Genomic DNA, 13,186 nt, shown 5'->3' with positions numbered 1-13,186 from the left:
GGTGGGCGCGGTGTCGGGCCGACGGGTCTGCCGAGGCGGCGGTAGCGGCGTCTTTCCATCCGCGGGTGCGCCACCGATCAGCGAGGCCACCATCGTCCCGTGAGCGTCGCAGTCCGACAGGCCGTCGCCGCCGGCCACCACATAGTCGCCGCCGCCGATCAGATCGGGCAGCCGTGGATGCGGGCTGACTCCGGTGTCGATGACAGCCACTTTGATGCCGTTGCCGCGCCCGAAGCGCCACGCCTCGGCCAAGTCCAGCATGTCCATGAAATGCGGCTGTACACGGTAATCGGTGCCCGGCAGCGTGCCGACACGGGTGCACAGTGCGCCTTGGCGCATCGGCTGATCCGGTCCCGGCGGTCCATCAGCCGGGAGCGCAGCGAGGTCGATCTGCGGGGGCTCTACCGCCCGCGCCTCGGGGACAGCCACCCACATGGCATTCCCGACCAGCGCCACCCCGCACAAGCCCACCGCGACCGCTCGTCGATAGCCCGTCATCGACACCACCTACCGGTACCTGATCGCGGCCAGCACTCCCATGAGCCAGAAGGTCAGCGGGAAAATGGCGGCCAGACAAAAGTATTCGATCCACTCCACGATCTTGCGGAATGTCGGTGTGTAGAAGCGGTTGGGCACCACCACCCCGGCAACCAGCCCGGCCACGGGAACAGCAACCATCACCGAGGTACCGACCAACAGCGCTGTCAGCGTCCACAGCCCCAGGACATAGCGGCCGCCAACACCGATCACCACCGCCACCGCGACCCCGGCCAGCACAGTGGCCTGCCAGCGATCGGTAAACGACCGGCCCCGCAACAGCACAGCTACCGCGACCAGGCCGGCCACAAGCAGCGCAACCCCTCGGCGAGGGGCGTGCGGATCACACAACCCCACACAGCACACCACCATCACAGCAGTAGTGCCGATCAGCAGGCCCGACAAATAAGCGTGCGCACGGTCGGTGCACACCACCACGTCCCGCACCGATTGCGGCCCGTCATAGCTCGTGATGCCGCCGGAGGCCACCACCTTATCCGTGGGCAGATCAGGGCGGGTCTCGAAAATCCAGCGTCCCGATGCCGACGGGAACACCGGTAGCCGGATACCGGCTGCCCACCGCGCAACTGTCGGGGCCAGATGCATCAGCAGGATCGAGACGAGTAGCACGACACCGAGCAGGGTGACCGCCGAGGTCACCAAAGTCATCCGTGCCAGCGCCGCGGCCCCGGCCGCCGCCCCCGCGATGATCACCGTCGTTCCCAACGCGATGTAGCGGCCGGTGAAACGCACAATCAGCACCGCCGCGCTCATCAGCATCGCCACCCCCAGCGCCGCATGCGGGGCTCCCACCGGGCCCGGCACCAGGGCGGCGGCACTCACCGCGGCCGGCACGCATCCGATCAACAACAACGTGTCACCGATGCGCCTGCCGTCGGCGCTGTCCGTGCAGCGGGCCAGCGTGATCACGGCGGCGCCGATCAGCACCAGAGCCAACACTGCACAGAAGATGCTGGGCCCCCACCCCATGTGGCCGAAACGCCAGCGCAACATCAGCGCAGTGGCAGCCGCCACTCCGCAGACCACCATGGCCGCCCCGACCCGGCCCGCCCACGCCGCGCTCAGACCCGGCCAACGCTTCGTAAGCTCCTGGGCCACCGCCGAGGTGACATGTTCGACCACATTGATCCGCGCCTCGGAGTCCGGTATGAATCTCAGCCACAACCGGATCCCGTCACGCGCTCCCTGATCAGCCAGTGACCGCGACAGTTTCAGCGGTGTCCCGTCGACCCTGCACAACCCCCACCGGCCGCGACCCGGCCCGGGTGACATCACCGGCTGCCCCAGATCTTCCAGGCGGCCGTTGATCACATCAACCAACGCCGACATCTGCGCCGACACCGGCGCTGAAGCATCCAGCACCACGCCCACTTTCGTCGCCCCTGCCATCACGGCCACCAACACCCGAGGCGGTAACGACGGCGCGGTTGCGCCCGCCAGGTCCTGCTGGTCGACACTCACCCGACCAGCGCTCCGGCGGTGGGGAATCCGTCGGCCAGTTCAGCTGCCAACTCGATCAACGCCGTCTGCGTTCGCGGCCGCAACGCATCGAAGACCAACGGCTGGGCATCACGCAGGTGCGCATCGAAAGGAATGACCTTCACCCCCCGTACACGGGGCCCCACCTTCTCGGTCACTTCAGTGACGAATTTCTTGGTCGCACAACGGTAGGCGTCGGTCAACACGATGAATGAGCGCTTGAGCAGTTCGTGTCCATTGCGGGCCGCCAGCCAGTCCACTGTTTTTTCCACCGCCAGACCACCTTGCAGGTTCATCGAGCCCACGATCATCAAGGCGTTCGACGACGACAACACCGCTGGGATCACCTGATGCTCGATCTCAGCGCCGCAGTCCACCAGCGACAGTTGATAGAAGCCCTGGGTGCGGGCAATGGTGTCGGCGAACACTTGCGGGGTCAGGATCAGCGGGTTAGTCACGTTCGGGTTGCCAGCTAGGACCTCGAGTCCTTCGTCATTGCTGCCGAAGTATTGTCGCGCGACGCTGAAGCTCGTTAAGTCATTGTGGGCCAGGAACTCTCGGATCGAGGCCGGTGGTTTGCCATCGCGTGCGATGAGCCGGCCCAGAGAGCCGTACGTCGGATTGGCGTCGATGGCGATGACAGCTTCGTTGCGGATCTTGCGCAGCGTGGTGCCCACGGCCGCAACCAGTGTCGACTTACCGACGCCGCCCTTCATCGACAGAGCGGTGATCTGGTAATTCCCCGGGATGTTGGTGGTGATCCGCCGCTTCCGGTCGATCAGGGTCCGCTCCGCCGGGCCAGCGCCCAGGTTGATGGTTCTGAACGTTGCGGTGTAGACCGTTTTGCGCCAACCCATTTCCGGTGGCTGACGGTGGCGCTTGACCACCTCGCCGACCTGAATCTGCTGGTGGGTGTAGGCCGCGGCCTGCTGGTCGGCCTGCGGAGCCCACCGCTGTGCCACCGTGGCGACCTCGAACCGCGCCGGTGGCGGCGCTGGCGGCGCAATCTCGCGGCGGTGTCCAGTGTTGTCAGGAAGCTGCCCGACCGGTGAAACTGTTTCACGCCCCGGCTGGACGATAGACGCACCGCGTTCCCGCGGCGGTGTCGGCGGATCCTGATGCGCGGGAGCAGCCACCGCGACGTGCGACGGCGAGGCCGGTGTCAGCGGCGTCTCCGGTTGCGGCGTCGACGATTGCATCGTGGGCTCATACGGTGCGGCGGGAGCTGGCATCGACGGTGCAGCCGGCGGGTGCGGCAGCGCTCCGATGGGAGCTGGCCGCTCTGGCCCCCCTTCCGGGTCCAGGTAGCGCGACATGAAATCTCCGTTATCGATGGTCATTATTTAACTCCACTTAGTAATTCTGTGTGACTGCCTAAGCTGATCCTAGGGTCCAATTTTTCGCTATGCCACGCCAGAACGATATTATTCGAAAATGTTTGCTGGGGCTAACTGCACGCCGCAGCGTCAGCGGCACAACAAAGTTTCGTGCTCTCAGCACATTCGTTCGTGGGTGTCCCAAGAGTTCACCGCCACGCTGTCAAGTGCCGCCAGTACGCCGTGGCGTATCTGTCCCTGGTGGGCCGGTCCCACGGCCATCCATTGCTGGTGGCTACCACGAGGCGGATTGACCCGATAGAGCGCGACTCGCCCGGACTTCGTATCGCGCAGATTTAGCACTGATTCGCCGGCTACGGCGGCGCCCTCGACGTAGGCCCGCGCATAGAGCACAGCCTCAGCGACCGGCTCTTGGAGAGCCTCTGTCAGTTGGGCCAGGGTGGTGCCGCTGAATCCGACTGACTTCAGCGCTGCCTGCTGCGAGAGGCCGGCGGTCGAGATCCCGGAAAGTTCGGCCGCGGCGGTGCAGATACCGTCCATGGGCACATTGACGGCGCTGATCCTGGCCGGCTCGACGTAGTGCACCGAGTCCAGGGCGTCGCAAACCAGGCGGACCAGCCCGTCGGCATCAACCGCTGCCGCGCAGTCGTCGATCGTGACGTGCGACCCGGCGCGGACGGCCGAAGCCCAGCGGCCTTCGCGCCGGGCCAAAACAATCCGCAGCTGCCCGTCAGGGATCGCCCTCCAGCTCGACGGATCGTCCATCAAGACCTCCGATGACCAGGTCATCGGCCCGTGTGACACCAAGACAACGACCTCGACGTCCGGTGTACCCAGCACACGCATCCGGGTGGCGATGTCGGAGCGAACCACCGCAGCCTCATCACAGATCCCCTCCGCTACCAAGACCGCCAGACCCGGGTGTTGGGCGATCCACTTCATCGAACGGGGTTGCCCACAGGGTCGGCCACGCAACTCCGCGGCCAGACGATTCACCCCGACCAGTGCCTGCAGGAGCCATAAACCATCGAGGTTGACGGTGATGTCTGTTGCGGTGGGAGTTACCAAGGGAGCACCTCTAACGACAAGCGCGGCGGCACCTGGCAGGTGCCGCCGCGTTGGGACCGTGGGAATTTAGACCGACGACCACGCGGAACTGACCGCGCCGTCGGTGCCGTGCATATTGCTGCCGGCGGACTGAACCTTAGCCCCGTGGGCGTTGGCTTGCTCGTAAATGACCTGGAAGTTGCGTCCCAGTTGGGTGATGAATTCCTGGCAGGACGCCGAACCGGCGCCGCCCCAGAAGTCACCGGCAGCCAGCACGTCGCGCACGATGGCCTGGTGCTCGGCCTCCAGTGAGGCGGCCTGCGCGCGGATCGTCGACCCGTGAGTGTCGACGTCGCCGAAGTGATAGTTGATGGACATTTCTCTGGGTTCTCCTACGCTCGCTGGGGTTGCTCGTCGCTGGCTAGCTGCTCAGGACCTGCTGAGAAGCCTGTTCCTGCTGCTCGTAGTTGTTCGCGTCACGGATCAGCCCGTCGCGCACACCGTGCAGCATCGTGACGATGTTGCGGAAGGCCTGGTTCATCTGGCCCATGGTGTCCAACGAGGTCGCCTGCGCCTGGCCACTCCAACCTGCGCCAGCGATGTTCTGCGACGATGCCCACATCTTGCGGGCCTCATCCTCAACGGTCTGTGCGTGGGATTCGAAACGGCCGGCCATGTCACGCATCGCGTGCGGGTCCGTCATAAAGCGTGTCGTCATATTCCTTCTCTCTCCTCAATTTGGGGAACTGAAATGCAGATATTTTTCGCGTTGCTGAACACCAAGTCTATTGGCGGGTCACAAGGCTCGGCAACGGCGATGACAAGAAACCTGCAAAAAGATGTTGTGTCGGTCTTCACCATTCCCTATAGCGAATGCGGGGCAGGAACACTAGTGCCGGTCGAACACTTTCACCGGTGTCCCGTAACGCGGCGTTCCCCCACCCGTGGCACCGCGGTTGCCCAGCCCCGCGGCCATCGGGGCGCCACCGAACGAGCCCCCTGATGCGGTGGCCGGTACCGCACCAGATCCCGCTCCGGTGCCGGAGGTAGCGACCAGCGGGGTGGCCGCCGTCCGCGCCCCCGCGGTCGATTCGGTACTGCTGCCGGCGGTCCATGTCGCCGGCACCGACAAACCACCCAACGAGGCCGCCCGCCCGGCCATCGCCTCGACGGCACCCCCGGCCCCTCCGACTCCGCCCAGACCGGACAAGCCCGAACCCACCCCTCCGGCGGCGGCACCGGCACCGCCGGTTCCCATCCCCAGCATGCCGGGATTGTTGAGCATCCCGATAAACGGCGACAGCAGGGACTGGAATTGACCCAAGCCGCTGGCAGGCGATAGTCCGCTGCTCAACGGTGAGGAAAGTCCTTGCAGCGCTTGGGGAATCATCGTCACCAGCTGCGGGCCCATGCTCAGCATGGTTTGCGCATCGATGCCGGCGGGCAGGCTGGCCAACCCTCCCCCCTGGCTGGCGAGATTCATCGGCTGCTGCGCGGCTGCCGATCCGCCTGATTGCCCCACAGCGGCGGCCTGGGCGGCCAGGGCCATCGGGTTGGAGTTGGCAGCCGGTGGCACGAAGGGCACCAACGTGCCCGTGATGCCCGCCGCGTCGGCGGCGAACCCGTACATCACAGTCGTGTCCTGGCACCACATTTCGTCATATGCCGCCTCGTTGGCCGCGATCGCCGGAGTGTTGATCCCGAGGAAGTTCGTGGCCAACAACGACATCAAAGTGCTGCGATTGGCCGCAATGACCGGAGGGGGAACCACTCCCGCGCGTGCTGCTTCGAACGCCGTTGCTGCTGCGCCCGCCGCAGCCGCCGCTTCCTGGCATTGCCCGGCGGTAGCGATCATCCATACCACGTACGGTGCTGCTGCCAGAGCCATCGATATCGCCGACGGTCCCAGCCACGCCTGCGAAGCCAGGGCCGAAACAACCTCGTTGAACGCCGCACCTGCCGAACCTAGATCCATGGCAAGCGCCTGCCACGCAGCGGCCGAGGCGACCAACGACGATGAACCCGGGCCGGCATACATCCGGCCCGAGTTGATCTCTGGTGGCACCTCGTAGGTGGTCATTGCGTCCCGGTCAGAGCATCGCGGTGATGTTGAGAGCCTCGGCGGCGGTGTAGCTGCCCGCGCTGGCGCCCAGCGTCGCCACAAACATCTGATGAATCACTGTTCCGATGGCCGCGCTGACCTGATACACCCCAGCGTGGGTCCCGAACGCCGCAGCCAGCAGCGCCGACGCGGGCTCGGCTGCCGGGGGCACCACGCCCAGCGTGGGGGCCGCCCCGGCGGCGTTGCCCGCCGCAACTGCCCCGCCAATTGCCGACAGGGCTGATGCTGTCTCCTCCATCGACCCCGGTAATGCCGTCATGAACATCGCAAAACCTCCCATAAGAAACGCTAGTGTATCGGAACCGTTGATGAATTTCTTCTTGGACTTGTCAGGAGCCTACCGCCATCTGCGCCTTCATGTGCGTGATCCGGGGAGCTCACACGCCCAGCCCCGGGTCTGCGACCTGCACATATATCCCCGACTCCCCGGATTCGGCGGTGTTCATCAGGTACCCCCGGCCCGGAGGCATCGGGTGGCCCTTCCACCTTCCCTGGATAAAACCGTCGTCAGGGTCGGAATCCATCACCAACAGCGCAGCCCTGGACTCCCGCAACCTACGCAGCACCGGATCGGCCCCCATGGAGGACATGAGCCCCCCGAAAGCACGGGTATAGATGATCCGCAGGCCCACATCGGCACCTGCCTCCACAAAACGCGCGATCGGTTCCAGCGGAGAATCAAATCCAGCAGGTAGTCGCTGGGCATCGTCGATCACCAGCCAGATCTCCGGACCGCTCCAGCTAACCTGCCCGATCGAGCCCGCCAACGCGTTGTCGTCGGGCTCACGCTCGGCAAGGACTGCGGCCAGCTCCTGCATGCGTTGCTTGATCGTCGACGGCGTAGAGGCGACTCGGTAGATATACGACGAATCCAGCACGGTGTGCAGCTGCCGGCGAGGATCAACCAGCCACACCTGCGCAACCGGGCGGGCATCGGTAAGCGCCGGTGTCTGATCTTGTCCACCTGGCGCACAAGTGCGGGCCAGCTCACCCATCACCACCGCGCAGACCGACGTGCGCCCGCACTTGCTCTGTCCGGTCACCAGCAGATGTTGGCTGCCGAAGAACACCGGTTGTTCGGTCTCGCTGAGCGCCCACACCACTGGCGAATCGGCTGCGGACTCCCCGGCCGCCATCGCCACCAACTGCGCCGGGCTCACCCGTTGCGGCAGGCGGCGCACCCTGCGCGCGGGTGTGAACTGCGCGGCCTCCTCGGCAACGGCCGCCACGACGCTGCGAGAATCCCATCCGTCACCAACGCCGGCTTCGGTGGTGGGGCGCGCCATCAGCGTGTGCAGACCGACCGGTTCGGCACCACGGCGCTCATAGTTCTGCGCGATCATGCCCCGCCCGGGACGTTCCACCGGTACCTGATCGGCCATACGCGGCTTGACCAACATCGCGTCAACGGTCTCCCCGAGACGCAGCTCGACACGTGATCCGAAACTCGTGCGCACCGTCGGCGGCAACTCGCTGGTTCTACTCACGCTCGCCACGACATGAATCCCGAAGGTGGGACCCTCTTTGATCAGCTTGCTGACCGGGTCCAGCAGCACCTCATACTCGCTGGCCAAACCCGACCAGTTGTCAATCACCAGGAACACGTCACCGTGCCCGTCATCAGCGACATTGCCCGGCGATCCGCCGAACTTGACGTTGCGAAACATCTCCATCGACATCACGCGGTAGTCCTCAAAACTGCGCTGCCGCTGCTTGAGCAAAGTCAACAGTTCAAACACAGTGCGGCGCACACCATCTCGATCCACCGCCCCCAAAGCGACGCCCCCCACATGAGGCAACCCCTCCACGCTGCTCAAAGCTGCTGAGGAAAACGCCAGGCAGTAGAACTGCACCTGTTCGGGAGTGTGTGTCATGGCCGCCGCGCAGATCAGATCCTGCAGCGCTGTCGTCTTACCCGAGCCCTGCGCGCCGACAATCACCACGTTGGCCCCGGGCCCCGACACGTCCAGCAGCAACGGATGCTGGTCATGCTTGAACGGCCGATCTACCACACCGATCGGGAACACCAAGTCGGCGGTGCGGACATAACCGTCGCGCCAATTCCGTCCCAGGTGCCGGTTCACTAGCTTTTCGATGCTCCACGGCTCGTCCAACGGCGGTTGCCACAACCGATACGGCGTGAAGTCGACCTGGCGCAACTGGTCGATGATGATACGGGCAACCTTCGGGCGCATCAGCGCGGCATTGCCTTCGACCTCGGCATCACTCTCACCTGCGGCCTCCGCCGCGACCGACCCACCCTCAGTGGCGGCGGACTCCTCAGGGCTGCTGTCCGCCGATGGAATCGGCGTCAGATCCGTCGTAAACAGTTGCGGTGCAAAGTAAGCGACCGATCCTGGGCCAGCGGAACTGTCGTCGTAGAGGTCCTCCACTCCCGGCTTACGGTACTCCCGCCACAACCACTCGCCGCGGAACTTCGTCACGTCGGCATTGGACGGCGGACCGTGCAGGAAGTAGCAGTCCCCCGACCGTTTGAGGTTCACCGCATTGGGAACCCCCACAGCCGTGGCCGCGGCCTGGGTCTGGGCTTTCAACGCCAACCGATACCCCATATTCGCCAGCAACTTCTCTGCGCGATTGTCGATTTCTTGGCTGGCGATCAACAGATGCACCCAATACGACCGGCCCTGGCGGCAGATCTGATCGAGGGCATCCTGCACCGCCGAGGCCATCATCTTGAACAGCTCAGCGAACTCATCGATGATGACCAGCAGCGCCGGCAACGGGGGCAACGGCTCCTGACCCGCAGCTTGGCGCGCTGAGCGCATCTTGTTGTATTCCGTGGCGTCGTCGGCTCCGGCTTTGTCGCACAACGCTTTGCGCCGTGCGATCTCTCCCCACATCGCGTCCACGAACCGGTCCAGCAGGCTCTGATCGTCCTCAAGGTCAGTGATGATATGCGCCACATGCGGAACCCCGGCGAACGGTTTGACCCCAGCTCCGCCCTTGAGGTCGGCGAGCATCAACTGCAGATTCTGCGGGGGATGCCCCAGCAGCAGCGACACCAGCGCGGTACGCAGCATCTCGGTCTTACCCGAGCCCGTGGTTCCCGCCATCACCCCATGCGGACCATGACCGCCTTGAGCAGACTCTTTGAGATCCAAAAAGAACAGTTCCCTGTCATCAGCCCGGTTGCCCAACGGTACCCGCAGCCGGGCCGGCGAATTGATGTCACCGCGCGGACCCCACAACGCCTCGAAATCAATGTTGGCGGCGTCGTTGATCCCGTAATAAGACAAGATGTCTCGCGCCATGAACTGTTCAACACCGCCGTCATCGAGCGCCTCGTAGGCTTCGGCCAGCCGCCAGCGAGCCATCCGCTCGGCAAAAGACTCCGCATCCTCGCGGCTCATCTGGTCACACACCGCGAAAAACTGCGGACTGTGCGCCTCTTTGGCGTCCCAGCTCATCAGATCACGGGGCACCGCCGTGATGACCCCGTCGGCGCTGATGTGCAGAACCCGCTTCAGCTCAGCGCACGCAGGCACCTGCCCGCTGCCCCTGACATCAAAAAACGTCAACCCGCTCACGCCGGCGCGATCCCCCAGCCGCTCCCATCCCTGTTCGGTGTCACACACAACGACCGTGTGAGGCAACGGCGCAATCGGTTCCCTCTTCGCCCCGTGACGAGCCAGGAAATCCCCCCGAGAGCGCAACCCTAACGTGTCCTGCTGTGCGCCAAGGAAATCCGTCACTGAGGCGTACACCATCCTGGCCGGCCCCGCACCATCCTCGACGCTGAGGTCACCAGCGTGGGGCAACCACTTCACCCAATCCCATTCCGCCGCATCAGAAGTAACCACCACCAGCCGAATGTGATCGCTGCCGTGGGAGAAGGCCAACTGGCAGATGATCGAGCGCATCAACCCCAAAGCCACATCGCGCGGACCCCGCAACTCATAACCCGGCTCCACCAACAACGACACCAACGCCGGCAGCCCGTACGCCACCGTCTGGTGGCGTACGAACTCCTGCAACACCGTGCCCGTGACCGGTTCCAGCTCGATGTCAGTCGGCATGTCCTGCGGCTCAGAGAATCTCGCCGCGCCCGCCTCCATCAGGTCGGTCATGCCTACACCCACCCGCACCACGCCAAACCACGCATCGCCACCATCGGCCTTGCGTTCCCACATCCGCGCACTGCCCAAGGCAGCTTCCAGCGTCGCAGGAGGCGGGTGATACCACCGATAGTTAGCATCCAGACGGTCCGCGGCGTCGGCGGCGTTGCCGCGCAGCTCGTCGATCACCAACAAAAACCTGGCCCGCAACGCATCCAATTTGGTGCGCGACATCTCTTGTGAACCGCCGCGTCCGGTGAACAACATCGCCACCAGACCACCCACCATCAGAATCGGGAAAAACGAACCCACCCCTGTAAATGAACGCGCACCGCTGGCAAAGCTGATTCCCACCATCGCGCCCACCAGGCCCAACAGCCCGATCACCAGCACCACAGTCCACCACGGCTTACCCTCCGGGGCCGGCATTTTCAGCGGCGTAGGAAGCTCGATCGAAGCTGGCTTCATCTCCGGCGCGGCGGCCGGCTTAGATCGGGCGAACCCATCTTTCACTTCGGGATCTCCAACTCCCCAGGGTTGCCGTCAACCGGCAACGCGTTATGCCGTACCAGTGCATCCGCACGCGACAACATCGGCCCACCCGCCAGCAGCCGCAACACCGACCACGGGGCCGGGCGAGGAGGGGTCGACAACCCCAACGCCCGCAACGTCTGATCCTCGCGCGCCACACCAAACCTGACCCCGGACTCCGAGACCCACCACAACGACTCCAATGTGGCAGAAGACGGCGAATTACCCGTGGAAACAACGTAATTGGAGAAGTCGCGGGTAAAGAACACCCGGTCGGCCTGCAACGTCGAACCGCCGGGTCTGACCAACTCCACCCCCTTGCCGGCATCACCGTCCGACACCGGGATCGACGTCCCCACCACCACCGACGTCGCCGCCGACGGTTCACCCCACACCCGCTGCCACTGCCAACACGCCACCGAATTCACCTGGCTGTCCACCACATGCGGCGGCACCGCTGGAAACGCCGACAAATCCAGCACGTTGACCACGGGCAACTTGGCCAGCACCGCACCGGCGACCACCGGCGACCCCGCCCCCACCGGACCGGCGTTCTGCAACACCTGCGCCGCTAACGCCGACACCGGCTGTATGCCATCGGCCAGTACCACCGAGTACGCCGTCTGGCCCCCCACCTGCGGGGTCGACACCACCGTTCCCACCGGCCCCGGCGCACCGGCAAAACGTGCCGCAGAGCCCGCACCCGCGATCGCCGGCACCGCCAACACCGGCCCCACCGGAATCGCATCGAACAAAGCCCGGCTCATCGGGCGCGCCGAGGACAACGCGTCATCACCGAAACCCAGCGCCAACAACACCGCACGCGATCCCCGGTCGATCAGCGAGCGCCGGCCATCGCGGATCAGCCACACATCCTCAGCGAAGCGGCGCAGCACCGCATCCTCGGCCCCCAGGACACGGTGACGTTCCCCCAGCTGCGGCTGCCCATCGATCACCGTCACGGTCACCGGCTCGGGCGCCCCCGCGCCGAGCGCCTTGATGATCTCGTCGCACACCAGCCACGACGTGCGACCAGGGGAGGTCGCCGTCATCTCTTGCGGGGCACCGGCAATGCCCACCAGCGATCCTCGAGGCCGGGCATCAATCTCACTGCGCCGAACCCGATCCGGATTCACCGGCTCACCCGCGATCAGCCGGGCCGAGGCCAAGTTCAGCGCCGGATACAGCTTGTCACCAACGGCCACATACAAAGCGCCGGTCTGCTGATCAGCCAACACCCGCGACGCACCCGCCGAACTCGCCGGGCGCACAAACGACCAGAACAGGGCCCCCACGCACAACACCACCGACGCCGTGAGGCCGGCCAGAATCGCCATCGACTGACGCCGACCAGGCTCGGCCTCCATCCGCACCCGACGGCGCGTCATCGCCAACACCGCACGGCGGGCAAAAAACATGTGGCCCGATACCTGGACCCGCGTCGATAACACCAAACCACGGCCCGGAAGCCGATCTGGCTCGCTCACAGCCGTCCTCTCAAAGCCGGTACACCTCACCGCCGCGCGGGAATCCCCCGCCATTCGTTGCAATATGCACGTGATCCATATGGTTTTGCGTCGGAGAACCACGATTCTCCATCAAGCTCGATGACCCATCAGGATTGTGAATCGTCTGCTGCCAGATCACGTGGTTAATATTGAATTGCTGACGGTGCGCCATCGCAAATCGCATCACAGCATCCCCCAAAGCCTTGCCATGCGGTGACGTCGGATCAGGAATCATCACGTCAATCGCTTGGCCGTTGGGATGCCATTTCAACGAATCCGGCCGCACCCCACCGATCGTGCGGATCTCGGGAAACGCAGCCGCCACCGCCCGTGCCGCCAAGATCGTGTCGCGTTGCAAACCCTTCTCCGAGGCCACCCCAGGTGGCAACTCCCCTCCCACCGAGCGACCCGCCAGGCTCGACGCCAACCCGCCAAGCCCACCAGAGCTGCCGCCGGCACCGCCCATCCCGCCCAGCATCGACATCGGCAGGCTGCCCAGAGCGCCCAGGCCGCCAAACCCACTAC

Annotated in this window: 10 protein-coding genes and 1 pseudogene; all 11 read right to left on the bottom strand. The window is 64.9% G+C overall.

The window, feature by feature from the left end; translation table 11 throughout:
* Positions 1-435, bottom strand: a 435-nt coding sequence (locus AO501_RS05515; protein ID WP_269435166.1) for a S8 family serine peptidase, incomplete at its 3' end; no start/stop codon positions are given.
* Between the two features lie 72 nt (positions 436-507).
* On the bottom strand, positions 508-2,019 hold the full coding sequence (eccD, locus tag AO501_RS05510; protein WP_055576766.1) for a type VII secretion integral membrane protein EccD: 1,512 nt from the start codon (positions 2,017-2,019) through the stop codon (positions 508-510).
* Positions 2,016-3,377: a MinD/ParA family ATP-binding protein gene (locus AO501_RS05505; RefSeq protein ID WP_082658407.1), complete on the bottom strand. Its 1,362-nt coding sequence runs from the start codon at positions 3,375-3,377 to the stop codon at positions 2,016-2,018. Before AO501_RS05505 ends, eccD begins: the two co-directional genes overlap by 4 nt.
* A 153-nt stretch (positions 3,378-3,530) precedes the next feature.
* Positions 3,531-4,442 carry an ESX secretion-associated protein EspG gene (locus tag AO501_RS05500; RefSeq protein ID WP_063892811.1) on the bottom strand — a complete coding sequence of 304 codons (912 nt, stop codon included), beginning with the start codon at positions 4,440-4,442 and terminating at the stop codon, positions 3,531-3,533.
* Positions 4,443-4,508: 66 nt separating this feature from the next.
* Positions 4,509-4,799 carry a WXG100 family type VII secretion target gene (locus AO501_RS05495; protein WP_055576763.1) on the bottom strand — a complete coding sequence of 97 codons (291 nt, stop codon included), beginning with the start codon at positions 4,797-4,799 and terminating at the stop codon, positions 4,509-4,511.
* A 43-nt stretch (positions 4,800-4,842) separates the two neighbouring features.
* Positions 4,843-5,139: a WXG100 family type VII secretion target gene (locus AO501_RS05490; protein ID WP_055576762.1), complete on the bottom strand. Its 297-nt coding sequence runs from the start codon at positions 5,137-5,139 to the stop codon at positions 4,843-4,845.
* A 171-nt stretch (positions 5,140-5,310) separates the two neighbouring features.
* The gene (locus AO501_RS05485; RefSeq protein ID WP_055576761.1) at positions 5,311-6,501 is read right to left on the bottom strand and encodes a PPE family protein; all 1,191 of its coding nucleotides are present in this window, start codon (positions 6,499-6,501) and stop codon (positions 5,311-5,313) included.
* Positions 6,502-6,511: 10 nt separating this feature from the next.
* Entirely contained in the window at positions 6,512-6,802 is a 291-nt protein-coding gene (locus tag AO501_RS05480; protein ID WP_371934627.1) for a PE family protein, read from the bottom strand.
* A 118-nt stretch (positions 6,803-6,920) separates the two neighbouring features.
* On the bottom strand, positions 6,921-11,135 hold the full coding sequence (eccCa, locus tag AO501_RS05475) for a type VII secretion protein EccCa (protein ID WP_055576759.1): 4,215 nt from the start codon (positions 11,133-11,135) through the stop codon (positions 6,921-6,923).
* Positions 11,132-12,694 (bottom strand): type VII secretion protein EccB, encoded by a 1,563-nt coding sequence (eccB, locus tag AO501_RS05470; protein ID WP_082658405.1) that lies wholly within the window; start codon positions 12,692-12,694, stop codon positions 11,132-11,134. The genes eccCa and eccB overlap by 4 nt, the downstream gene beginning before the upstream one ends.
* Positions 12,651-13,186: pseudogene (locus tag AO501_RS05465) on the bottom strand (hypothetical protein); the annotation flags it as partial. The pseudogene AO501_RS05465 and the gene eccB, both read right to left, overlap by 44 nt.

The organism is Mycobacterium gordonae (assembly GCF_001417955.2).
Lineage (GTDB): Bacteria > Actinomycetota > Actinomycetes > Mycobacteriales > Mycobacteriaceae > Mycobacterium > Mycobacterium gordonae_B.
Note: the sequence above shows the minus strand (reverse complement) of the source record. Positions and strands in the feature narration are given on the sequence as shown.

Bases quoted from the DNA above. Each gene is read 5' to 3' on its own strand.
- AO501_RS05505 (WP_082658407.1), bottom strand. From the start codon at position 3,377: ATGACCATCGATAACGGAGATTTCATGTCGCGCTACCTGGACCCGGAA.
- AO501_RS05495 (WP_055576763.1), bottom strand. From the start codon at position 4,799: ATGTCCATCAACTATCACTTCGGCGACGTCGACACTCACGGGTCGACG.
- AO501_RS05490 (WP_055576762.1), bottom strand. From the start codon at position 5,139: ATGACGACACGCTTTATGACGGACCCGCACGCGATGCGTGACATGGCC.
- AO501_RS05485 (WP_055576761.1), bottom strand. From the start codon at position 6,501: ATGACCACCTACGAGGTGCCACCAGAGATCAACTCGGGCCGGATGTAT.
- AO501_RS05480 (WP_371934627.1), bottom strand. From the start codon at position 6,802: ATGACGGCATTACCGGGGTCGATGGAGGAGACAGCATCAGCCCTGTCG.
- eccB (WP_082658405.1), bottom strand. From the start codon at position 12,694: ATGGCGGGGGATTCCCGCGCGGCGGTGAGGTGTACCGGCTTTGAGAGG.